This window comes from Dyadobacter chenwenxiniae, from assembly GCF_022869785.1.
In the GTDB taxonomy this organism is placed as follows: Bacteria; Bacteroidota; Bacteroidia; order Cytophagales; family Spirosomataceae; genus Dyadobacter; species Dyadobacter chenwenxiniae.
In genome coordinates this window covers 1,807,995-1,831,688 of the sequence record NZ_CP094997.1, presented here as the reverse complement: position 1 = coordinate 1,831,688, position 23,694 = coordinate 1,807,995, and the positions used below count along the sequence as shown (strand labels likewise).

Here is a 23,694-nt window from a genome sequence, read left to right as displayed (position 1 = left end):
AGTGCCTATTTCATCTTAATGCAAGAAAATCCGTGAAAATAATTACTTTGCTGCTAAATTGGTATTCTTATAAACGGAAAAACAGCACCGTAAAACCTGCATGGATTACTTTCTAGTTTCGTTCTTCCTGATCCAGTATGTTCGGTCTTCATTACAGACAGCCACAAGCCTTCCGGAGTGGGACCGCAAATTGCTATTCGGCCGATATCTGAGCATTGCTTTAATTGCTACTTTCTATGTGATGGACACGCCGGACTGGTATTCCTGGGTCTGGCATATATTCATGGTCGCAATCCTCTTCATCCTTTTTACAAAGGACGAGTTTAGGCCAATAAAATCTGTTACGCAGTCGGTTATACCGTTTGTCGTCATTTCAATTTTGAATGATGTAGTCGAATTGGCTGCACCCAAGTTTCATGACGAGTACCACGACTGGTTGGACATTGCCACCGCTTTTGCCTTCGTACTTTGCTTCGTGATCTGGTTTTATGCCCAGAAACAACGGAAAGTCCTGCTGAAAGAACGGGAAGACCGGCTTCGTGAGGAAATGGCCAGCAAGGCGCAAAAGGAGTCGTTGGAATACCTTGTTGCCGAGCGCACCATGGAACTTACAGCGCAAAAGGAAGAATTGCAGAAAGCGATCGACGACTTGAAATCAACCCAAAACCAGCTGATACAAAGTGAAAAAATGGCTTCGCTCGGCGAGCTTACAGCGGGCATTGCGCATGAAATTCAGAACCCGCTGAACTTTGTCAATAACTTTTCGGAAGTCTCTGTCGAGCTTTGCCAGGAGTTGGAGGAAGAGGTGGACAAAACGACTATTCCGGATGCAGACAAGGATTATATTAAAGGCATTATCGCCGATCTGAGCCAAAACCAGCAAAAGATAACGCACCACGGTAAACGTGCAGATTCTATTGTAAAAGGAATGCTGCAGCATTCGCGCGCTTCGTCAGGTGAGAAGGAGCCGGTGGAAATCAATGCATTGGCGGACGAATACATGCGGCTGGCTTATCACGGTTTACGCGCAAAAGACAAGGAATTCAATGCAGCGCTGGTCACCGACTTTGATCCGAACATTGGCAAAGTCATGGTAATGCCGCAGGATTTGGGAAGGGTGTTTCTGAATCTTTTTAACAATGCGTTTTATGCCGTTGCCGAGAAGAAACGGATGCTTACGGAGGCCGGCAAGCTGGACGACTATAAGCCTGAGGTGAAAATTTCGACCAAAATGTTTGCAGGCAAGCTTTACATCCGGGTTTCGGATAACGGAACCGGAATGCCGGATCATGTGAAAGCTAAGATCTTCCAGCCGTTTTTTACAACGAAGCCAACAGGCCAGGGCACCGGATTAGGTCTTTCGATGAGCTACGATATTATCACCAATTCCCATAACGGATTGCTTGACGTGGAGACCATTCCGGGCGAAAAAACAGAGTTTAAAATCACAATTCCAATCGCCTGATCATTGCGGCAACTTATTGTTTTGATATGAAAATACTTGTAGTGGACGACGAGGAAGACGTTAAGTCGCTTTTTGAACAGAAATTCAGGAAGGAAATCCGCAGTGCGCAGTTCGAATTTTCATTTGCATTTTCAGGTGAGCAGGCGCTGGCTTTTCTGGCTCAGCATCCCTCCGAAGTGGTCATGATTTTGTCTGACATTAATATGCCGGGCATGAGCGGGATAGAATTACTGAAGACGATCCGGAAGGACTTTCCGTCAGCGCCGCCGCAAGTGATGATGATCACGGCTTACGGCGATAGCAACAACCATGATCAGGCAATGCAGCTTGGTGCAGATGATTTTTTGACGAAGCCTGTCAATTTTGTTGAATTAAAAGAGAAATTGCTGAAAACCTTATGAAAGCCAAAATACTGGTGGTGGATGACGAAGCTGATTTGCAATTGCTGATCAAGCAGAAATTCAGAAGACAAATCCGCGAGCAGGAATACGAATTCATTTTTGCCGAAAACGGCTATAAAGCCCTGGAAGCACTGGCTGAGCATCCCGACACGGATATGGTTCTGAGTGACATCAATATGCCGGAAATGGATGGTCTGACGCTGCTCATCCGCCTCGGCGAGTTGAGTCCGATCCTGAAATCCGTGATTGTATCGGCTTACGGCGACATGGATAACATTCGCACGGCAATGAATAGGGGCGCCTTTGATTTTCTTACCAAACCCATTGATTTCAAGGACCTTGAAGTCACCATGGAGAAGACGCTCACTTATGTAGCGCAGCTGCGGGAAACGCTGAAAGCCGTTCGTGAGAACGATATTCTGCGCATGTACGTGGACTCTTCGGTATTACAGTTCATGACGCAGGATACGTTTGAAAAATCGCTTATGACTAGCGAAAACATTGAAGCAACGGTCGTTTTTATGGATATGTGCGGCTTCACGAGCATTTCTGAAAACGAGCCTGCCGACCTTGTCGTAAAGCTGATCAATAAATACTTCGATGTCATGGTTAAGGAGATCATTGCACAAGGTGGGCTGGTGGATAAGTTTATGGGAGACGCTGTAATGGCCGTTTTTCGAGGTGAATATCATCTCGACCGCGCTATTGAATCGTCTCTCGCTGTCAGGAACCAGATCAATAATTTCAAGGAAGAGCAGGAAGGGCATTCGGGCTATTTCCCAAAGGTTTCCATCGGCATTAATGCAGGGGAAATGGTTTCCGGGAACATTGGGTCTGCGGCTTTAAAAAGACTGGATTATACAGTGATCGGCGACGCGGTAAATGTAGCGCAGCGCCTGCAAAATGCAGCCAAACCAGGTCAGGTCTTGCTTTCTGAGTCCGCCTACCTTGCTGTTAAAGAGGCATTTAAATGTAATTTGGTGGGAGAAGTTGTGCTCAAAAACAAAGCTAATCCTGTCAAGATCTACGAAGTTTTGGAATAGTCATGAATGTTGAAAAAGCAGAAGTTTACATCGTCGACCAGTTTCGGCAAAGATTATCCGACACACTGTATTATCACGGTTTGCATCACACACTGGATGTGGCAAATGCTGCTTTGCACCTCGCGACTTTGGAAGGGGTAAAAGACCAGGAGTCGCGGGATTTGCTAAAAACGGCTGCATTATATCACGATTCCGGTTTTATGTACACGTATAAGGAACACGAGCAGGAAGGGTGCAGGATCGCGCGCAAAGCATTGCCGGGTTTCGGTTACAGCCCGGAACAGATCGACATCATTTGCGGGATGATCATGGCCACCCGGATCCCGCAAAGTCCTAAAACGCATTTGGAACAAATCATTTGTGATGCCGACCTGGATTATCTGGGCCGTGCAGACTTTGAGCCAATTGGAGAAACATTATACAGAGAGCTCAAAGCAAGGGGGATGGTCACGGATACCGATTCGTGGAATGCAGTGCAGGTCAAATTTATCACGGGACATAGTTACTGGACGCAATCGGCGCAGCTTTTGCGGGAAATCCGGAAACAGGAGAATTTGAAAACGTTATTATAACAGACGCATTTTCTCGTTTTGCGCACGGATACGCTGGCAAAGGATGCGCAGTACATTCTTCAAAATCTCGTCGCGTTCCTCCATCAGCTCAAAGAAATCTTCCTGATCGATCCTGAAAACCAGCGTGTCCGTTTCAGCGACTGTAGTTGCAGATCTTGGTTCCGTATCGAGCAACGCCAACTCTCCGAAAATCTCTCCTTTATCGAATAGCGCAAGCTGTTTTTTGCCGTCGTAAATGCCGATTTGCCCCGTGTATATAATGTACATGGAGTCGCCGGGATCGCCTTTTGCGAAAATTTCCTGCCCGTCGCTGTAAGTGATTTCTTTCATGATAGGGGCAATGGAGCTGAGCACATTCTCGGGAGTTTGGGCAAAAAGTTGTGTGTTTTTCAAAACAATCACTCGTTCCATTTCCGAAATTTGCTGGGAAGTTTCTGCGTGTTTCATGGTCGTGAGGTTTAAAGTCGAAGGTTCAGTGTTGGTTGCCAATTTGATGCGCACTGCCTCCCTGATAAGGCGGGAAGAATGCTTGTTTAGATTTTCAATCAGTGCGTGGTCGTTCTGATCGTCGCTCTTATTAATCGCCAGTGCAATGGTCCATTCCGTAAATAGTTTTTCTTTTTGAGTAAGGATGTAAGGAATGAGCGACTGGCCGGCTTCCTCGTTTTCCATATATTGGCGCAACGCCTCCCGCTTCTTTTGAATGGAAATGTTTTCAAACAATGCGTGTAATGATGGATATAGGATACGCGGCAAAAGGCTTTCGATCATTTCCAGCGAGTTGGCCCTTTTCTCGCGCGAAGCATGCCTGATTCCTTTCCAGGCATTCTGAACAGCGTCTTTGTCATATTGCATCATAAACAGATAGAAGAGCCGCTGGCCGGTGAGTTCCAGTTCGTAATCCAGTGTGTCGTTCCACCTTTCATCCAGTCCGGTCTCGTCCATGCCGTTCAGAAGCATGGATGCATGAAACAATTCCTTTTCAACAAATTCGGAAACAACCTGCTTGTAATCAGCCATTAATGAGTAACTGGTCAAGGCTTTCAAAGCATCCCGGTGAATATAAGTATCAATTCCTGCAAAATGGTCACCACTTTCTATATGTACTAAACTTATATTATGGTAAATATTTTTAATAAGCTTGAAAAGTATTTGAAGTATATATTCATGTTTCGTTTTTTCTGCGACTTTTATTAGCGTTTGCAGGCGCTCACGGGATGGGTCATTGCGCAGCCATTCTTCCACAATGCCAATGCCCGAGTCACCCGATTTAATCAGCGATGCCACGGTTTGTCTCGACAACGAGCCGGTAAGCAGCGGTTTTAGTTCGCGCAACAACTGGGGCGAACCAACGGTCGCTGCTACTTCCAGGGCACGGTTTCTGACCTTTTCTGTGCCGGTGCGCAGGCATGTTTTTACAAATTCTTCGTACGCTTTCAGCCCCGTAGTTTTCACACAGTCCAATGCGATCAGTTGCGCTTCTTCCTGCTCCGACAGGAAAAGCCTGCGCAGTGTACCGTGAATGAGCGGCAATGACCGGCCGGCTTCCCAACTTCCCAGGATAGATCCTTTGACAATGTCCAGATCCTCGTGTGCAAGAAAACGCGCCAGTTGTTCATCTGTCAACTGTGATTTGGAAGCCGCTATTTTGACTGCAAGGGTTTGGCAAGCCGTGTCGGGTTCGGTTTCAATGTACTTCAAAAACGTTTCTGAAAGCTCCGGTTTGTCAAGTCCTGCAAGCGTTTGCAATGTTTTCAGGCGAACTGCGGTGATGGGATTTTTGAGCAGGAAGTCAACATTTTTACGAAGAACAGATTCCTTATTACGCGCCAGCCAGTCGATCGCGTTCAGGACTTCTTCCTTTCGTTCGCTCTTCAAATTCTCCGTGATAATGGGTAATGCTTCTGAAGGAGAAGCCATTTCACCGCTTCGTATAAACCGCTTGCTGATCGCGCTTTTTAATTCCTGGATGTAATGGCCGTAAGCTTTTCGGAAAATGATCAGCGCAGCCACAGCGAATAGGAGGGAAAGATCGAATGTCAGGCTGATGTTGCCCAGGTGCTGCGAATAAATGATCCATAGCAGGCCGCCGGCAATGAGCATGCCCAGTGGCTCGAACAAACCTTTGGCCAAAGTGTGCCCTTTCAGGCGAGTTTTCGTAGAAAGCGGTTGGAACAAAACCAGGAAAACGGGATCGAAAATGGTTCTTCTTACCAATTCGAAAAGCAGGTAAGCTGCACAGTAATAGACCAGTAACGAGGGTTCGTCTTTCCGGAAATACGAAGAAATGAGCAGGCCCAGCGAGATGATAATGGTCGTTAAGGGCAGCAAAAACAACGTGAGTTTGACACCGAACCGTTCCACCGTTTTACCGGAGAATATCAATTTTACAAATGTTGAAATGATGTAAGTGGCTGTTAATAATGTTCCCACGAACGTAATTACATCGTGCTGGCTGTGAAATTTGTATTTAACATTAACAAAAAAGTGATACTCGATCCAGGTCGCCGCCGCCGCAATGGCCACCATGCCGAGGCAGAGCGAGGTAAGCAGCTTGTTTCCCCCAAAATATTTCTGAATGATCTTTGAATCCGAGGCGGTTATCTGACGTGGCCGGGCGTGGTGCGGATTGGGGATTTCGGTGAACCTGAAAGTCAAGATCTGTGTGTAAAATGCAAGGGCAAAAAACACAAGCGAAATCACCAGAAGGATCATCAGAACGGACGGCGAATGGATCAAAACCGCCAGAACCGCACCCAGCGCCTTGGCAGGCATATCACCCGAACCAATCACGCTGAACAACCTTTTGCTTTGACGCACATCAAAAACCAATGCAGATAAGCCCCAGAATTCCAGGTTAATAAGCAGATAAATAATGCGGTAACCCACCATAATCGCAATCGCAGTGGCAATGCCGTGTCCTAGCCATAGCAGGCCCATCACCACCAAGACCATTAACAGCGAGGACAGCATTGTCCCCAGGCTCAGTCTTTTCAGGAGAAGATGGTGCTCAAAATATTCATAAACCTTTCCGGCTGCCATCACTGAGAGCGCTGCGGCAACGTAAGCGATAGGCAGGGAATATTCGGGATGGTTTTCGAGTAAAAGAACGTTGGCGGAGACGTAAACCAGCGTTGTGCCGACATTAATAAAGAAGTTATGAAAGAAGAAAAGGATCGTCTGGGGGTTGACGGAGCTGAAAATTTTGTTATTCTTAATTTGGGATATCATATGTTTCGGATGCTGTCGTCGCTTCTGTAAAATAAATACTTATCCCCGCACGATCAAAACAGACGGCGAATGCGACAACCAGAGGCTGTGAGACTCAACGGCCTTTTTCCAGCTGTCGAGGCTGATGATCATAAGATCCTTTTCCTGTAGGAAATCTTTTTCAAGGACATTCTCGTGCAGCAACCTCATGCGGCCGTTGTCCAGCTCATTAATTGCTTGCAGCTCAGCCTGAATCTCAGTTGATTTACTGGCCGCGTTGGTCGGGTCCATGATGGTCAGGTAAATGTTTTCCTGCAAAGCCAGCTTTTTGACGAATTGGAATAAAACGCTATCGTCGGGTGAAAAGATCGGGACGAAGATATTGTTAACATGTTTCAGGTTTTTCTCGATCAGAATTCCGACCGGGATCTTTACGGACTTGATAATGTGTGTTGTGCGCTCGTCGAACACGTCTGCATGAAAGAGCTTTTCTTTTCCGGTAATGGTGTCAAAAAGCCTTTCACGGCTGATGATTTTGGAGGTGAAACCGAGGATTTTGCCTAAAAATGTCCCTTCGAAAACGGTTCGGCCGATTCCTATCATAAGCATATCGTATTCTCCAGCATTAGCTGTCTCGATAATGTCGTGCTCAATTTCTTGGGAAGGCTTGAAAAGCGAAGCGAAACTTATGTCCAGCGCGGCGGCTTCCTCGGTGATCGGTCGAAATGTTTCCAACTGATATTCTTCGGTGTTAACCTGACTCAAATAACTGCTCGGAGACAGATGCAATGCAGTAATGTGGTGTGAGGCGAATTGTTTTTGGATGAAATGATAAGCCAGGCGCAGCATTTTGCGTCCGCCTTGCGGGCTTGCAAATGCAATGAGGATGGAAAATCTCGAATCTTCATTTTTTTGGGTAAATGCTTCCCATTTCTGTTCGGGCAGGAACCGGTCGATCAGATCGAGCGCCGGGCCTGTCATACAAGTGGTTGCCAGCGCCATAATGACCATCATTGCAAAGATTTCGGGGGACAGGACGCCAATGTCGTAACCAATGTTCAGCACGACCAGCTCCATGAGCCCGCGCGTATTCATGAGTGACCCGATGATCAGGCTATCGCGCCAGGATTGGTTCACAAATCGTGCAGCAACAGCACTTCCGATAAACTTTCCGGTTACGGCGGCTAAAATGATGAGGCCTGTAATTTCCCACAGATAGGGATCATTCAGTAAGCCGATTTGTGTCCGCAAACCCGTGAAAACGAAGAAGAGCGGTAAAAGGAGCACCATGGAAACGTCTTCCACTTTCTCTATAAAAATGTTACGGAAGCTCTGATTCGGAGGCATGATCACTCCCGCCATAAATGCACCAAACAGCGCATGGATGCCGATGACTTCCGTACAATAGGCGGAGAACATCAGCACCAGGAAAAACAGACCGACCACAGGTTTGGTCAATCCTTCCTTATAAGAATAATGATCACCAAGGCGTTTCAAAACAGGTTTCAACACTTTCAGCATGAAAACAACATAGGCTGCTGCGAGAATGATCGTATAAATGGAGCTCACGAAATCACCCGCTTTAACGATCGCGATGACAGCGGCGAGGATGCACCAGGCTGTAATGTCGTCGGTGGCCGCGCAGGTGATCACCATCATACCCAGCTTCGTGCGCGACAGTCCTCTTTCCTGAACAATCCGGGCCAGGACAGGAAATGCCGTGATACTCAGGGCTATACCAATGAAAAGCGAGAATGATAGGAAGCTGATGCCATCAGGCGCGAATTGTTGGTATATATAGAGCGCAAGTCCGACACCCAGCGCAAAAGGCAGGATAATGCTTGCATGGCTGATCACTATGGCTTCCTGTGCTTTGGTTTTCAAGACTTTAAGATCCAGCTCCATTCCAATGATAAACATGAAAAGGATTAGTCCGACCTGACTCAGGAACTGCAAATTACCCAGCGACTGCGCAGGGAAAAGGAATGTCGAAAATTCCGGGAAATACATGCCGAGTAAGGAAGGCCCGAGGAAAATTCCAGCTGCGATTTCACCTATCACGGTTGGTTGACCGATCGATTTACAAAGCCAGGCAAAAACGCGTGCTACCAGAATAATAGTAATGATCTGCAAGAGCAGCGTCGCAAGCGGGTGGGTGAGGTTGTGGCTGAAAGTGTCTGAGAACTGGTCCCAGGAAGACGTCGTCGGCAGAGGGTTATTGGCCAGTAAATCAGTGTTTTCGAGTGTTTGGCCTTGCCGGATAAAGAAGTAAAGTAAGGTAGAAAAGGCACCAATTGTAATCGTGTAGAAAAGTACATTTCGGAGATTCTTCATCGTCAGTAATGGGTGTGAAGAACGCAAAATAGCGAAATAATGGTTACAAAGGGCGTCTAGACTTGCTAAGTCTATAAGACTTAGCAAGTCTTTAGTGACTTTTTACAACAACTTTCGTCCAAAGCATAAACTAAAAAATATTATGTCAGGACCAATGCATTGTATACTGCAAGAAGGATGTTTCTATCACATTTATAACCGTGGAAACAATACAGAAAAGATTTTCTTTCAGAATAGAAATTATATTCATTTTCTCAAGAGATACGACGAATACTTGTCTGGGTATGTTGATACCTACGCATATTGTCTTATGCCCAACCATTTTCACTTGCTCGTAAGAATCAAGCCCTTCAGCGAGTTTGAAGTCAAGGCGAAAGGGTTTCCTTCCAAGACCGATATTTCAAAGCTGAGCGTAGGGGAAATTGTCAGTGAACTTTTTCGGCGTTTCTTTATGAGTTATGCGAAAAGCATCAATATTCAGGAAGGGCGCAGCGGCAGTTTGTTTCAAAAATTTTTCAGAAGAAAGCTTGTTGATAATGACATCTATTTTTCGAGGATGGTTTATTATATACATCACCAATTGAGGCATCATGGATTTGATAAACTGGATTACAGGACTTATGAATGGAGTTCTTATCGTAGAATCCTAGAAGACAGAAAGTCTAGTTTGAAAAAAATGGAGCTGCTGGAATGGTTCGGCGGAAAAATTGAATTTATTAAGTTTCATGCGCAGGGTCTTGACGAGCAAGTCATTGAACACTTGACAATTGAAGATTAAATTGGGAAGAGACTTGCTAAGTCTTCAAGACTTAGCAAGTCTAAATGCTAGCTAGCTAGCTAGCTAGCTCCACAACCGATCGTGGGAGCGTTTTTCGTTCCAGTCCGGCGTAGGCGCGAAGAAGCTTTTGTCTTTTGGATTCAAGTGTTTTTTGACTTCTTCTTCGTTCAGTTCTATGCCCAGTCCGGGCGCGTCCAATGGCACGGGCGCGTAACCTTTATCGATCAGCTTACGGCCGTCGGTCGTTTTGACCAGACTTTCCCACCAAGGCACATCCACCGAATGGTGTTCCAGCGCCAGGAAGTTTTGCGTGGCGGCTGCGCAATGAACATTGGCCATAAAACTAACCGGCGTTCCGGCAAAGTGCATTGCCATCGCGATCCCGTTATCCTCCGCATAATCGCCGATGCGCTTAGTTTCCAGCAAGCCACCCGACGAGGCCAGGTCTGGGTGCACAATGTCCACAGCGCGCTTATCGATCAGTGCTTTGAAACCTTCTTTCAGGTAAATGTCCTCGCCGGTAAGCGTAGGTGTTTCCAGCGCGTCCGAAATGGTTTTCCACTGGTCTGTATATTCCCAGGGCACCATGTCTTCCAGCCATGCGAGTCGATATTTGTCCAGAGCTTTGCCCAGACGAATGCCATTATTAAGGTCGAAATGGCCATAATGGTCTGTGGAGAGCGGAATCTCGTAACCTACGACGCTCCGCACGTCTTCAACGACTTTGGCCATTTCGTCCAAACCTTTGGGTGTGATCTGAATCGCAGTGAAAGGGTGCTTCGTGTTTGCATAGGAATGGTAATCACCTGCCCATTGCGAAAAGCCTCCGCCCCAGAACTTGTTGTTGACGACGCTATTCTCATTATTCCGCAGCATCCCGATGGAAACGTCCATTTTCAGCCAGGTATAACCCTGGTCCTGCGTCCGGAATTTGATTTTTTCTTTGAACTCATTCAAATCATTGGATTCCGGCGTGTCCGCATAAAGGCGCACTTTATCCCGGTAACGGCCGCCCAGAAGCTGCCAGCAAGGTACATTGTAAGCTTTTCCGCAAAGGTCCCAAAGCGCCATTTCAACCCCGCAGACACCACCAGCCTGTCGGCCATGGTAACCAAACTGCTTGATCGATTTGAAAAGCTGCTCCACATTGCAGGGGTTTTGTCCCAATAAATGGGCTTTCAAAAACAATGCATACCGCTCGTCGGCACCGTCGCGGACTTCCCCCAAACCATAAATTCCCTGGTTGGTATCAATGCGAATGATCGGCGTGCGTCCTACATTTTGTACAATGCAATAGCGCAAGTCGGTGATTTTTAATTCGGAAGGCTTCGAGGCGCGGTTCACTTTGGAAGTGGCCTGGGCAATGGTGTCTTCGGTTGACATGGACATAAAGCTGCCCAATGCAATTCCGCCAACGGCCGTTTTCCGCAAAAAATTACGGCGGCTGTCTTTCGTCAAAGGGTTATTGATCTCAGCAGCGGTCGCTACTTTTTCGGCCTGTTCAACTTGTTTGTTCGAAGCAATAATGTCTGTTAAAATGCTTTTCATTTGCGTTAGATTTTTAGGGCTGTCGGCTGGGCGTTCGGCTGTCGGCGTTCGGCTGTCGGCATTAGGCCATAGGCTGGCATCAGCTTTCGAGCTTGTTGTTAATAGGATTTTACACTTTACTGTATTGACGGCCGAAAGCGGATGGCTGTCAGCTGTCGGCATTCGGAAGCGTCAGCTTTCGGGCATTTTGTTAACATGATTTTACACTTTACTGTATCGGCGGCTGACGGCCGAAAGCTGACCGCCGAAAGCTAACTGCTGCCCGCCAAAAGCCTTAGTAATTTCTTTCTTTCAGGTAATCGTCCAGTTCCTTTTTTGTCATGGGAAGTTTGCCCGGATAATTGTTCACCCAGTTCAAAAAGTCCTTCTGGATCATGTCAGACCATTTTGTATCGATTTCGCCAGGCGTATATTTTCCTTCTTTCAGTCTTAAATGACCAAACTCGTCCCGCAGGGCAGTGACTTCCGAGGTTAGCACGAGTTCTTCCGCCAAATGAGCAGGAATGAAGACAGTGCCATATTTTTTAGCTAAAACCACATCCCCAGGAAGCACAATAGCACGGCCGATACGGATAGGTGTATTGATGTTAGTAAGCATCATTTGCTGGATATAGGAGGGGTCCTGGCCTTTCATCCAGGCATTAAAGCCTTTGATCTCACTCAATCCTTCCACATCCCGCACAGAGCCGTAGAAAATCACGCCGCGCTTTGATTTGGCATAAATGGAGTTTCCCAGATTATCACCGATCAATGTTCCATCAGCGATTTTCCCATAGCCGTCCGCCACGTAAACGTCGCCGTCTTTAAGCACGTCAATGGGCCAGGAGTTGGTGCCGCCCGTTTGTACGCGGCCTTCTTTTTTGCCGGTTTCTTTCACCAAAGCCTCTAAATCAGGACGAGAAGGCACATATTGGGCTGTTACAACCCTGCCGGTCATGGCGCTGTCCGGATAGATGAGCTGCCATTCGCCCTCAAATTGGTTATGATAGCCTTTGTTTCTCAAAACACCCCAGGCTTCCTCCATGGAAATGTTTTTCAATCTGGCAAGGATCGCATCTGACACTCTCGGGCGGCCATCTGCGGAACGCTCACCTTTCCACGCCGACGTGTAAGCCTTGATTTGGTCCGGCGTAGGCGAGATGGATTGCGCCTGCGAGGCCAGAGCCAGGAGCAGGAGCGCTCCGGTAAACAGATTTCGTTTTAACATAAATAATTAAGGGTTGGTTTTGACTAAGAATATTATCAATGGTTTTATTTATCCCAAAAAACAGGCGTCCCCCAGTTCATCTGGGCCCATTCTAGCAACGGCTGCGTTATAGTTCGCCTCATTCACAGACCTTTCACGCACCGGATACACCAGTCTGCGGATGAAGTCTTTCACCGAAGGATCTTTGCCGGGATAGGTGTTGACAGGCAATGTCGGGAAACCGCTTCTGCGGAAGTTTGCCCAAGCTTCGGAACCATTCAGGAAGGACGAAACCCAGTACTGGTTGTTAATTTGTTCCAGCGCTTTTGCCGGAACTAAAGGATTGGCAGTAATGTATTCGTCCTGGCTGGCTGTCGGAATGGTTGCCAGCACGTCGTATGTCGCTATTTGGGCCATATGTGCTTTTACTCCCGCTTCGTATATTGCTCTCACATTGCCGGTAGCCCAGCCTCTTTGCACCGCTTCGGCCAATAGCAGGGACGTTTGTGAGTAAGTAATGAAGAACTCAGGTGCATCGATTTTTCCTACCGTCCGGCGGTTAATCTGAGAATATTTGAATGCAGAACCAATCTTTCCTGGAAAACCGGGTGCATTGGCAACCGTAGATTCGTTGTATCCGTAGGGCATTCCTTCCTGGCTGGCGGGATTGGTATTTTCTGCGCCTGCGGTGGCAAGCGGGTTGCCCGGCACTTCATACATCACGGCGATAACTTTCAGCCGGGGATCTTTGGTCGTTTTCAGGTAGTCAATGAAAGCTTTACCCATGTAAACATTACCTCTTTCCGTTCCCTGGAAATAGCCAGCCAATGGATGGTTAAATGTGCTATTGAAGGAGATCAGCGCATTATCAGCATTGGAACTTTGCAGTCCTCCCGCCGCTGCGTCTGTCGCTTTTGCCACATACTGCTTTGCCTTGGCTACGTCAATTTTGGAATAACGCATCGCTGCACGAAGCAGGAGTGAGTTGCCTAATTTTTTCCATTGTCCAATATTCCCTTTGTAAAACAGATCGCCGGTTTCAATCGGTTTAGATGCGTCCAATGCCTTGGTGCCTTCCTCGAGTTCTTTGAGAATATCCTCGTAAATCAGTTTTTGATCGTCATATTTTGGAAGATTAATACCTTCCAAAAACGCCTTTCCAGCATCGAAATAGGGTACATCGCCATAGGTATCTACCAAAACCATAAATACATAGGCTTTCCAGATCCGTGACATGTTGTACAGGTTGGAGCGTGCAGGATTGTCTTTGGTTTGGGCAATTACCGTAGTCAGCAGGTTCACCGGTCCGTTTTGAACATACAGTGAATTGAAATTTGCATTAGAATTCGGGTCATACACCGTATTGTGATTGCCGCCTTCCATTACGCCTGTATAAGGCGAGTTGATTTGCTGAACAATCTGCATTTGATAATACTGCGTAGCAATAGCGGACCCGAATTCCGCATTGGAAAAAAGATAAACCGGATCAATGCTTGTAGCCAGAACAGGATTTTTGTTCACATCTTCGAAGCCTTTATCGCATGAACTTGCGCCTGCGAGGATGGCGATGCTTGTGATATATATGAATATTCGCTTCATGGAAACTTGTTTTGAATGACTGAATGATTGAATGATTGAATGATTGAATGAGCGGGCGCCGTTGCGCTGAATGAGCGGGCGCCGTTGCGCTGAATGAGCGGGCGCCGTTGCGCTGAATGATCGCATTCTTCCCTTTCCTTCTTTCTACCCTTTTTTATAATTTAATATTCAAGTTCACACCGTAGCTCCGCGTGGTTGGGAGTGTGTGGGTTTCGATTCCCTGCAAATTGTCTGATGCAGATACTTGTGCTTCAGGGTCGAGATTATCAATGTTTTTTTTGATCATCAGCACATTGTTACACATCGCAGAGATTGTCAGTCCTTTGATAAATGTCTTGTCTCTCAGGAAGCGTGAAAGATCGTATCCCAATGTAATGCTTCTCCAACGCACAAATGCGCCGTTATAAACAAATGGTGTGGCGATGCCTGTGCTCCTGTAAGCGGTATAAAATTGTTCAGCTTCCACACGTGTTGTATTAGGCGCACCTTCATTGGTAACACTCTCTAACAGAACGCCACCCTCTCTGCCAATCAGGGACGGTTTGGAAAGTCCTTCGCGCAAGAAATTCAGGTTAGAGTTTGAAAGGATCTTGTTTCCTGCTTTGAAATCTATCTGCGTGCCAATGCGGACACCTTTTACATTGAACGAGTTAACCCAGGCACCTACCCATTTCGGAATAGCGCTGCCGTACGTGATCAGATTGCCTTGTTGTGGAAGGCCCCCGGAGGTGATAATGCGGCCCTGGGTATCTCTTTTATAATCAAACCCACGTAGAGAAGCCAGTGGTTTGTCCACTTCGTGAGATACAATTCCGAAGAATTCGCCGGAACCCACGTCGAAACGAAGCTGGCGCGGAGGCCCCGGGGCAAGTTCAATAACCTTGCTAATGTTGTAACTTCCGTTAAAGCTTGTTTCCCAGGTTATAACGTCAGTTTTTACGGGCACGATCGTCAACAGGAATTCAACTCCCTGATTGCGCAGCTTACCCACATTAACTTTAGTCTGGCTAAATCCGGAGGTGTTGGAAATATCTACGTTCAGTATTTCATCGACGGTATTTTTTCGATACAACGAAAGGTCCAGGTTCAGCCGGTTATCAAATGTTTTCAGCTCGATGCCGACTTCTGTCTCCTTCACTTTCAATGGTCTCAGATTAGCATTCGGGCTGACGGCGGAAGGCAGGTTACCCAACGCTGTTCCGTTGAAAGGATTGGCATTGACACCATAATAAAGGTTATCAGAGTAAGGATCAGTATCACCACCGACTTCTGCATAAGCAGCGCGTAATTTACCATAAGTCAACCAATTAGGTGCATTTGCAAATGCCTGGCTGAATACGAAGCTTCCGCTCACTGAGGGATACAGATAGCTGTTGGACTGAGGATTTAACGTTGAAAACCAGTCGTTCCTGGCCGTAACATTGATATACAAAAAGTTTTTGTAGGAAAATTCAGCAGCGCCGTAGATGGAGTTAACCTTTTTCTTACTGTAATTGTAATTCGGATTCTTAACCTGGCCGTTGGTAATCGTATAAAGGTCGCGTACGTAAAAGTTGGTTACCGCAGTAGATACGTTGTCGCTGATCTGCAGCATCTGGTTGCCACCTAATGTGAGGTCAATTCCAAAGTCTCCAAATGTTCTGTTCGCGCCGATCAGAATGTCCGCATTCCGTTCCCGAAAGGTAGCAATGTCTTGATAATAATAGCCATTGAAACCGGTTGCCACAGCCCCGATAGAGCGTGTTCCGGTCGGACGGTTGTAGTTATACGGTCTTGTGAAATAATCCTGAGAAATGCGTCCCTGTACGAAAAGCCAATCTGTAAAATCATATCGCACCGATGTATTCCCGAAGATCCTGTCACGGCGCACGTTCTCGAAACGATCGTAAGCAACCCAGTAAGGATTGTTACGGTTTGTAAAGCGCGACAATGGCATTTCATTTCCATTGGCGTCCTTGCGGTTTTTTAGCCAGTCGGCATCAATGCTGGTGGCCAATGTGTAAATGGTCGTGTTCGCATTCATGTCCTGAATACCGATTTGCGGCGGGTTTTTGTTGTACTCGTTGGAGTAATTGGCGTTAACCTGTGCAGAAAGTTTGGGGGTAAACTTATAGTTCAGGCCGAGGTTGAAGATCCTTTTATGGTAATCGGAATTAGGCATGATCGCCTTGGCATCCGTATTGGCAAACGACAGCCTGAAATTTCCTTTATCATTACCGCCCGACAGCGCCACTGAGTTGGTAAAACTTGTTCCGGTCCGATAGAAGTCTTTAATGCGGTCTTTATTAGCAACATAGGGTTGGGTGCTGCCGTCGAACTGCGGCGTAGGCTTGCCGTCCAGCTTTTCTCCAAAGGCAAATACACCCGAGCTTTGTGCCTCAGCGGTGTTAGTAGGCCGTTTTCCGAATTCACCCTGACCATATTCGTACTGAAAATCTGTATAATCCAATGCCTCCTGTGCCTGGAAATTGGAGTTTAGTTCGACACCAATTCCTGTTGACTTGCTGCCGCTCTTGGTCGTAATGATGATCGCACCGTCTTTCGCCCGGAAACCGTACAATGCCGCAGCTGCTGCACCTTTCAGTACGGTCATCGATTCAATGTCATCCTGATTGATACTTTGCAGACCGTCACCCGCATCGGAGGAACCGCCGGTAGGGTTGCCGGTCCCGTTGCCGGCAGAGCCACCTGCCGAAACGCTGCTGTTGTTGATAGGGACGCCGTTTACAATGATCAGCGGCGAGTTGTTTCCGCCAAAAGAAGACTGGCCGCGAATACGGATCTTGGTCGATCCACCCGGTCCGCTCGCCGGCGGCGTCACATTCAATCCCGCCACTTTTCCTTGTAAACTGTTTCCCAGGTTTGTGGTACGGTTGGTTGTAAGTTCCTCAGTGTTGACGGTGGCCGTTGAATATCCCAGTTTCTTTGCGTCTCTTTTGATACCCAAGGCAGTAACCACCACCATTTCGAGATTCCGGACATCCGGCTTCATTGACAAGTCATAAGTGCTCTGGCTGCCAATGGTTACTTCCTCAGGTGTATAACCTACGTAAGAAAATATCAGGACGCCGCCCGCATCCGGAACGCTTAGCTCATACGTTCCCTCCGTATTGGTGGCTGTGCCGACCTTTGTACTTTTTACAACAATGCTGACGCCCGGCAATGGCTGGCCTTTTTCGTCTGAGACTTTCCCTGTAATGGTTCGGTCAACAGTCGGATCGCTGATTGCGGCGGGAATGGCGCTTTCCGGCCCAGCTTCACCTTTTAAAAGGACAACTTGCTTACCTTCAATCTTGTAGGTGATGTTAAGGGGTTTGAAAAGCTGGTCCAGCACCTCGGCCAGCGGCTTTTCGACCGCATTAACTGAAACCCTCTGCTGATGGCGGATCAGTGAAGAATTGTAAGTAAAACGGATCTGAGTAAGCTTATTCAGTTTGTTCAGCACCGCTTTGATTTCCTGATTATTTACCTGGATCGTGACCTTTTGGTTCAGCATATCCTGGGCACCGGCAATGGCTGAGGCGGATATGTTTGCGAAGATAAAGGCAATTAATAATTGGTAAAGTGCTATTCGGGTGGCACCATAAAATGGCCTGGGCAAGACTCGGTGTTTTTTCATACGTTTAATTGTAGTTAGGTACTTGAAAGATTAGGATATAAAATGCACAGGTTTTACACTATCCATAGGCATGAAGGAGTATTAAATCAAGCGTATATCACTGGTTGCAGCCTTTGCCGCTAATCACAATTTTCCCGTCAACCATATCGTAATCAGCTCCAATGGCCTGACAGATGGCGTTAAGTCTTTGTTTAAGATTTTCGTCACTGAATTGCGCGCTGATTATGCAGTTGGCAAGCATTTCCTGGTTGCAACTGATTTCAATCCCATAGATATCCTGCAAAGCTTTGAAGACATCAGAAACCGGTTTATCATCAAAAATCAGCTCCTTCTGAACCGACAGTTCCGACAGCAGTTGACGGTTAATCACAACGCCTTTTTCAAGCTTGTTCTCTTTCCTGTTAAAAACAGCCTGCTGATTGGGGTCCAATACGATAACGGACACGTTTACCTCAGGCTTGCTTTGCAGCGTTTCATATGCTGTTTTGGGATAAACAGACACTCGGCCGGTTTTCACCAGCACCATCACCGTATTTTCCTGGTCAAGCGCTTTCACCCGGAAACTTGTTCCCAGCACTTTGGTGACCGTTTCATTGGCATATACTAAAAATGGCCGCTCCGGGTTTTTAGCTACATCAAAGAATGCTTCCCCGGACAAAATAACCTTCCGCTCGCTGGCATCGAAGCTTTTCGGATACCGGATCATGCTCCCCGGCGACAATGTAGCAATACTGTTATCGCTCAAAAGAACCGTCAATTCGCGAAAACCGTCATTTTTGCGTTCGAGCATTGACGTTTCGCGGGCGGCACTCACGTGTGCGGCGGCGGGTGAGCCTGTATTACGCTCCCGTTTATACAACCACAACCCTAGCGCCGACACCAGCAGAAAAATAGCCGCAACACGCCACGCGGGCTGCCTTAACAACGGATAAATGCTTGCACCACGGGCTTGTTTTTGCAGCCCGGCAAGCCTGGTGATCTCCTCAATTTCCTGTTGGAGCGCTTCTTCCGTAAGTTGGTCATTGTGCATGTCGTAAACCGTTAGCACCAGTTCCCGCGCCATGCCCACCTCGCCTGATTTTTCCGGGTTTTCCGCTATCCATTTGAGCCAGAATGACGTGACTTCCGGTGTTGGGGAGATCACCCATTCGCGGAACAAATCATCCGTCGCCAGTTCTTCGGCGGTGTAATAGCGGTAATCCATGGACAAAGCGTAGTCTTTAAATATGTATGTCCGCTTTGTGTCGTGGGATAACCAAAAAAATCAAATTAATTTTTGAAATAGTTATAATCTGCTTGGAATGCAGTTAGAAGGGATGTTTTAAGAAAGGGCAGAAAGAAGAAATAATGCCCACATGAATTCTGCGGGTGCCCATATCTGGCGGATCTCCTTTAATGTGCGATGCAGCAGGTTGGAAACACTTTGGCGTCCCAAGCCCATGATGTTCGCGATGTCTTCGTGATCAAGATTCTGATAAAAGCGCAGGTAAATGATTTCCTGTTGTCGTTTAGAGAGCAGCGTAATGATGCTTTTGAGGTGGCTGGACTGGAAGTTTGATTTTTCGTCCGCAATGATCTGTGTTTCGATAGGTGCGTCTTCCTGGTCGAGATCAAAAAACTCCTTTGGTTCCTGAAAGCGTTTTAAGCGAATGCTTTCCTTTATGAGCTTGTGCCTCAATGCTTTCATCAGATACGATTTGACAAACGCGGTTTCGGAAAGATGTTCGCGGCGCTCCCATAATTCAAGATAGAGCTCCTGGATGGAATCGCGTATGAAGTCCGGGTCCGCGGAAAATTTGGTTGAATAGTTGTATAGTGCCCGGTAGTGGAACTGTGCGAGCTGGCCTAATGCAGCCGAGTCACCAGCTTTGAAACGCTGCCAAAGCTGGACATTCATGTCAGAAAGGTTTGATATGGACGCTTCGTTACTCAAATCTTTTGGCTATTGACATTGTTTTATAATTTCATGAAATTATGCCAGTCAAGGGCGCGTACATTTTTGATCTCCTTGTGAATTCAGGGTAATGTTTAATTAAATAAATGCAGCGGAGTTTGAGTATTAAACTGCTGTGCTGAAAGCCTATTCTTTGCAGCACAGCAGTTTGTAATGTTGGAATGCTATTTGGTAACTTTCAGTTTACCCTGCATTAAAGTATAATGTCCCGGGAATGTGCACACATACTGATACGTTCCAGCTTGCTTAGGCGCCACGAAATAGATGCTCTCCGATTTTTCGGGCTCCACAATGTTGCTATGGAATAATACATCATTAGACTTAGGCACATAATTCATTTCTGAACCTTTCAAACCGAGGTTAAGCCCCGCCTCACCGACCGCATTAGCAGTTCCAGGCTTGGTGATCACCAGGTTGTGAAGCATATCATCATTGTTATTGAAAACAATTTTTACACGGCTTCCCGCTTTCACCTGAATTTCGGAAATATCGAATTTCAAACCCGGAACGGTTCCGATCGTGATCGTCTGATCAGGACCATTCGTCCAGCTCGCAGGCATATCAACAACGCGTTTTGCGGAAGGGGCTGAATTGGCAGGTTCGGCACTGGCAGCGGCCGCGTGGGCACTGTGATCAACGGCGGCAGCTTTAACCGTAGTCGTGAAAGCCGAAGCACTCACCGGATTGCCCGATGCGATCTCATTCAATGTATAGTAACCGGTTGCATGGAGCAATGGATTTCCATCGGCACCTTTCACTCCGTCCGCCTTGATCTCGTGAATATAGCCCTTGCGAAGCAAGGCCGGATCCAGTACCAAACGCACTTTGAGACCATCCTCGGAAACCACAATTCCTTTCAAAGGCACTTCCTGCGTGTTAATGATCGGGCTACCGTAGGTTTGGTGATATTTGTAAGTAAAGCTGTTCAATTTGTAGGCATCCTGATCGGCAGCGGCTTTTTTGTCAACCGGGCTTGTAAATGTAATCTCAAAACCGTCGGGCATAGAATGCACATTCTTCATTTCAAATGGCATCTTACCCGTCCAAACCAGGCGCTGAATGCCGAATTCCTGCTTACCCGTTGCAGACCAGCCACGGCTTGTCTGCCCTACGAACATGGAACCATCCAGGCCCCATTCCATCCGTAAAATCCCCGACATAAATCCTTCACGGAAAGGGAAAACCGTTCCCTGCCACACGCCATTTACCTTTTCCAAGTCCACACGTGTGATAATGCTATGTCCCTGATCGCCTACAAACATCTGCCCCGCGAATGGACCGAATGCGCCATTGGTAACATCCTCTTTGAAATCCGATGTAGAGATTCCCACGAGCGTATGCGGGAACCAAACTGCCGGAGCTTTCAATCCGGGCAATTTTTTTGCAACATCGTAAAGGGGTTCACCTGTGTTCGGGACATCCGAAGGCGTTAGTTTTACCGGTGAGCCTTCCTCTTTGCTCCAACGCAAACCAGCAGGGTTTCCTGCAAAATCACCTTTTTCCAAATGCGTCATACGACCTGAACCAACCCAGTCTCCCTGGTTCTCGGTATAAAAGATATCGCCTTTATACGATCCGAAGCCGGAGGGGGAGCGGAGACCTGTTGCAAAGGGCGTCAGTTTTCCGTCTTCACCCAGTTTCAGCATCCAGCCTCTCCATTTGGACTGGCTTGCGCCGCGTCCAACCCAGTCCAGGTTCAGAGTTACCAGCAGTTCACCATTCGGCATGGGCACAGGACCGTACGAATATTGGTGATAATTTCCTGACAACGGCCATTTTGCAAAAGAATCATAAACATCTGCAACACCATCGTTGTCCGTATCTACAAGCCGGGTTACTTCACCGCGTTGTGAGATCAGGAAATCCTTTCCCCGATACAGAAGCCCAAGCGGTTCGTGCAGCCCGGAAGCAAAACGGTGAAAAGAAGGCTGCCCGTCGCCCTTCAAATACGGGTTACCGATCATCCAAACTTCACCACGACGGGTGGAAGTGGCGAGACGGCCATCCGGAAGCACTTGCATGCCGCCGACTTCCATTTTAATGTTCTCAGGAATGGGAATGGTAATGATCCGGTAAAAATCATCCTCTTTGTTTTGCTTCGATTGCGCATACGCCGAGACACATCCAAGTGATATCAGGGTCGTTAATAGTATATTTTTCATTGATTGGAATCTAAAGATATTGTTACCAGAACATCATATAAGTAGCCGAACCGGACACGGGCAATACCAGCTCCTGATTGTCCCCTGCGGGCCTCACAATAGCCTGTGCTTTCTGATTAACCTGAATGTAATAGCGGTTATCGATCTGGAAAAGTCCGTTTTTAAGGTCTGTGATCTGTTTTCCGGATCCAAGCAGCGAATAGATTTCGCCGGTTGGCTTGCCTTCAACGGTGAATGTCCGCAACATTCCTTTGTCATTGGAAATGATCTGGTCGCTCACTGTCGCTGATCCGACCGCGTAACGGAAAACAGGGAATCCCTCAGGGTTGATCTTATAGCCCAGAAAATTAATGTTCGCGGAATCAGGCCAGGTTGTGCCTTTGTCGGCCAGCACGGCCAGGCTGCTGCGTCCTGAAACGTGCACGGCTAACCCCGCTGGGGTTAACAATTGGGGCTCGCCTCTTTCGTACCACATTTCGGTAACGTTGGCAAACTGGCCGCGCCACGCCTGCAACATGGCGCCGCGGTTCAAGTCGATCGTGTAGCTCCACCCTTGCGGACTTCCCACCGAAATGCAATGTGTGCGCTTGTATTTTTCGCCTTCCACCTGGATGAATGAGCGAACCATTTCCGGCTGTTTGTCTGGCGTAACGCTGATGTAAGGTTTCGGCTCTGGTTCGGGGAGTGACGAAAGCACGTGCAGGTCGTAAGGACGTATGCCGGATTTTTCAACACGAAGTCCTAATGCAGGCTGTCTCCATGGAAAGCGTGAATAATGTATTTTAAATTTATGTGCGCCCTGAGTCAGGTTTGCCGAGCCCGTGTGCGTTTCCTGTGAAGTGCTTTCGCCGGTATTCATCACGCTCTTTCCATCCACTTCAAAATCGAACATAGGACCGGAGTAAATGCTTGTAAAGATGTAATCCCCAGCTTCCTGCACATCCATATCGCCCTCGTAAACCAAATGGAACTCACGCATTCCATTTGTCACTTCCTGCGTTAAGGCCGGCGATTTTCCTTCGTTAGATAGCTTGCTGTATTCCTTTGCGTCCCATTTGTCGGAATACACTTTATAAGTCAGATTATTCAATGTCAGTGTCTTGCGACTTGCCAGGAGCTGGTAACCCACATTTCTAAATGCAATGGTTCCTTTGTTCACTTCGAATGAAAGCGGCCTGCCTTCGGCCGTTGCCTGTGAATTTGGGAGGTAAACCGTTTCCAGGACCGTGACGCCATTCAGTGACAGCAGGTTCAGGCGGGCAGAATTAGCAACCCCAGGGACGGCTGCATCGTAAACAAGTTCGAGCGTTTGCCAAAGGCCCGGTGCTTTGGAAGCGTTTTGTGTTGGGAATTGCCCGATATAACCGGAAGTAGAAGCATTTGCATCACGTTGCTGACTGCTATCGGAGATCCTGACTTTCTGTCCGCCGGGGAGCACGATGTAGCCTTCCGCGCCTGGTGAAACCATGAATTCCATGGCAAGACGGAGATCGCCTGCTTTTAATTTTGTTGTCAGGGCTTTGCCTGGGTTACCGATAAGAATGCCTTCGCCGGATTTGGTTTTTGGTTTTGCTGTTCCCGTTGGATGAATGGCCACGTCGCCCTGTACGGACCAGTTTGGGCTGGTACTTTCAAATGAGCTGAGGTCTTTTAAGGGAAGCAGGGAGTAATTTCCTTTCGCTGTCTGGCCCATTACCATGATGGGACAAGTCAGAAAAAGCATGGAAACTTTCTGAATCAAATGACGCATTGGATATATTAAGTGTAATGTTCACAATTAAAAAGCGAAGTTCGCATTTTGCTACTAATATATCCTGTTAAAT

General features: G+C 47.3%; 15 protein-coding genes. 5 read left to right on the top strand and 10 right to left on the bottom strand.

The genetic code is table 11. From position 1 onward, the window contains the following. The first annotated feature begins 100 nt into the window (after nucleotides 1-100). Genes MUK70_RS07550 through MUK70_RS07535 form a run of 4 tightly spaced genes read left to right on the top strand, consistent with a single transcriptional unit; the run spans nucleotide 101 to nucleotide 3,481 of the window. A complete protein-coding gene (locus tag MUK70_RS07550; protein WP_244784749.1) occupies nucleotides 101-1,465 on the top strand; it encodes an ATP-binding protein in 1,365 nt (454 codons plus the stop codon). A 26-nt stretch (nucleotides 1,466-1,491) separates the two neighbouring features. Then, nucleotides 1,492-1,866, top strand: coding sequence for a response regulator (locus tag MUK70_RS07545; RefSeq protein ID WP_234605037.1), 375 nt, complete (start codon nucleotides 1,492-1,494; stop codon nucleotides 1,864-1,866). Beyond that, on the top strand, nucleotides 1,863-2,909 hold the full coding sequence (locus MUK70_RS07540; protein ID WP_234656043.1) for an adenylate/guanylate cyclase domain-containing protein: 1,047 nt from the start codon (nucleotides 1,863-1,865) through the stop codon (nucleotides 2,907-2,909). Before MUK70_RS07545 ends, MUK70_RS07540 begins: the two co-directional genes overlap by 4 nt. A gap of 2 nt (nucleotides 2,910-2,911) precedes the next feature. Continuing rightward, nucleotides 2,912-3,481: an HD domain-containing protein gene (locus tag MUK70_RS07535; RefSeq protein ID WP_234656044.1), complete on the top strand. Its 570-nt coding sequence runs from the start codon at nucleotides 2,912-2,914 to the stop codon at nucleotides 3,479-3,481. Here MUK70_RS07535 and MUK70_RS07530 read toward each other — a convergent pair. After that, complete coding sequence (locus MUK70_RS07530) at nucleotides 3,476-6,712, bottom strand: cyclic nucleotide-binding domain-containing protein (protein WP_234656045.1); 3,237 nt, start codon at nucleotides 6,710-6,712, stop codon at nucleotides 3,476-3,478. The two genes, MUK70_RS07535 and MUK70_RS07530, sit on opposite strands and share 6 nt — an antisense overlap. Nucleotides 6,713-6,751: 39 nt before the next feature. Next, nucleotides 6,752-9,025, bottom strand: a complete 2,274-nt coding sequence (locus MUK70_RS07525) for a cation:proton antiporter (RefSeq protein WP_234656046.1) — start codon at nucleotides 9,023-9,025, stop codon at nucleotides 6,752-6,754. A gap of 310 nt (nucleotides 9,026-9,335) precedes the next feature. On the opposite strand from MUK70_RS07525, the gene MUK70_RS07520 reads away from it, so the two are divergent. Beyond that, complete coding sequence (locus MUK70_RS07520) at nucleotides 9,336-9,803, top strand: hypothetical protein (RefSeq protein ID WP_244784747.1); 468 nt, start codon at nucleotides 9,336-9,338, stop codon at nucleotides 9,801-9,803. A 63-nt stretch (nucleotides 9,804-9,866) separates the two neighbouring features. Here the strand turns inward: MUK70_RS07520 and MUK70_RS07515 are convergent, their stop codons facing one another. From MUK70_RS07515 to MUK70_RS07480, 8 genes are all read right to left on the bottom strand, one after another. Further along, on the bottom strand, nucleotides 9,867-11,351 hold the full coding sequence (locus MUK70_RS07515; protein ID WP_234656048.1) for a mandelate racemase/muconate lactonizing enzyme family protein: 1,485 nt from the start codon (nucleotides 11,349-11,351) through the stop codon (nucleotides 9,867-9,869). Nucleotides 11,352-11,625: 274 nt separating this feature from the next. Next, nucleotides 11,626-12,558: an RraA family protein gene (locus MUK70_RS07510; RefSeq protein ID WP_234656049.1), complete on the bottom strand. Its 933-nt coding sequence runs from the start codon at nucleotides 12,556-12,558 to the stop codon at nucleotides 11,626-11,628. Between the two features lie 48 nt (nucleotides 12,559-12,606). Then, nucleotides 12,607-14,136, bottom strand: coding sequence for a SusD/RagB family nutrient-binding outer membrane lipoprotein (locus MUK70_RS07505; RefSeq protein WP_244784745.1), 1,530 nt, complete (start codon nucleotides 14,134-14,136; stop codon nucleotides 12,607-12,609). 154 nt (nucleotides 14,137-14,290) lie between these two features. Further along, complete coding sequence (locus MUK70_RS07500) at nucleotides 14,291-17,755, bottom strand: SusC/RagA family TonB-linked outer membrane protein (RefSeq protein WP_234656051.1); 3,465 nt, start codon at nucleotides 17,753-17,755, stop codon at nucleotides 14,291-14,293. Nucleotides 17,756-17,852: 97 nt separating this feature from the next. After that, complete coding sequence (locus MUK70_RS07495) at nucleotides 17,853-18,959, bottom strand: FecR family protein (RefSeq protein ID WP_234656052.1); 1,107 nt, start codon at nucleotides 18,957-18,959, stop codon at nucleotides 17,853-17,855. Nucleotides 18,960-19,076: 117 nt separating this feature from the next. Further along, on the bottom strand, nucleotides 19,077-19,652 hold the full coding sequence (locus tag MUK70_RS07490) for an RNA polymerase sigma factor (RefSeq protein ID WP_234605009.1): 576 nt from the start codon (nucleotides 19,650-19,652) through the stop codon (nucleotides 19,077-19,079). Between the two features lie 221 nt (nucleotides 19,653-19,873). Then, nucleotides 19,874-21,871 (bottom strand): plastocyanin/azurin family copper-binding protein, encoded by a 1,998-nt coding sequence (locus MUK70_RS07485; RefSeq protein ID WP_234656053.1) that lies wholly within the window; start codon nucleotides 21,869-21,871, stop codon nucleotides 19,874-19,876. Between the two features lie 22 nt (nucleotides 21,872-21,893). After that, entirely contained in the window at nucleotides 21,894-23,621 is a 1,728-nt protein-coding gene (locus tag MUK70_RS07480) for a 3-keto-alpha-glucoside-1,2-lyase-like domain-containing protein (protein WP_234656054.1), read from the bottom strand. Nucleotides 23,622-23,694 lie beyond the last annotated feature (73 nt).

Excerpts from the sequence above, each read along its gene's own strand:
- MUK70_RS07510 (WP_234656049.1), bottom strand. The coding sequence starts at position 12,558 with ATGTTAAAACGAAATCTGTTTACCGGAGCGCTCCTGCTCCTGGCTCTG.
- MUK70_RS07525 (WP_234656046.1), bottom strand. The coding sequence starts at position 9,025 with ATGAAGAATCTCCGAAATGTACTTTTCTACACGATTACAATTGGTGCC.
- MUK70_RS07550 (WP_244784749.1), top strand. The coding sequence starts at position 101 with ATGGATTACTTTCTAGTTTCGTTCTTCCTGATCCAGTATGTTCGGTCT.
- MUK70_RS07535 (WP_234656044.1), top strand. The coding sequence starts at position 2,912 with ATGAATGTTGAAAAAGCAGAAGTTTACATCGTCGACCAGTTTCGGCAA.
- MUK70_RS07540 (WP_234656043.1), top strand. The coding sequence starts at position 1,863 with ATGAAAGCCAAAATACTGGTGGTGGATGACGAAGCTGATTTGCAATTG.
- MUK70_RS07485 (WP_234656053.1), bottom strand. The coding sequence starts at position 21,871 with ATGAAAAATATACTATTAACGACCCTGATATCACTTGGATGTGTCTCG.
- MUK70_RS07500 (WP_234656051.1), bottom strand. The coding sequence starts at position 17,755 with ATGAAAAAACACCGAGTCTTGCCCAGGCCATTTTATGGTGCCACCCGA.
- MUK70_RS07515 (WP_234656048.1), bottom strand. The coding sequence starts at position 11,351 with ATGAAAAGCATTTTAACAGACATTATTGCTTCGAACAAACAAGTTGAA.
- MUK70_RS07495 (WP_234656052.1), bottom strand. The coding sequence starts at position 18,959 with ATGGATTACCGCTATTACACCGCCGAAGAACTGGCGACGGATGATTTG.
- MUK70_RS07490 (WP_234605009.1), bottom strand. The coding sequence starts at position 19,652 with ATGAATGTCCAGCTTTGGCAGCGTTTCAAAGCTGGTGACTCGGCTGCA.
- MUK70_RS07530 (WP_234656045.1), bottom strand. The coding sequence starts at position 6,712 with ATGATATCCCAAATTAAGAATAACAAAATTTTCAGCTCCGTCAACCCC.
- MUK70_RS07520 (WP_244784747.1), top strand. The coding sequence starts at position 9,336 with ATGCCCAACCATTTTCACTTGCTCGTAAGAATCAAGCCCTTCAGCGAG.
- MUK70_RS07480 (WP_234656054.1), bottom strand. The coding sequence starts at position 23,621 with ATGCGTCATTTGATTCAGAAAGTTTCCATGCTTTTTCTGACTTGTCCC.
- MUK70_RS07545 (WP_234605037.1), top strand. The coding sequence starts at position 1,492 with ATGAAAATACTTGTAGTGGACGACGAGGAAGACGTTAAGTCGCTTTTT.
- MUK70_RS07505 (WP_244784745.1), bottom strand. The coding sequence starts at position 14,136 with ATGAAGCGAATATTCATATATATCACAAGCATCGCCATCCTCGCAGGC.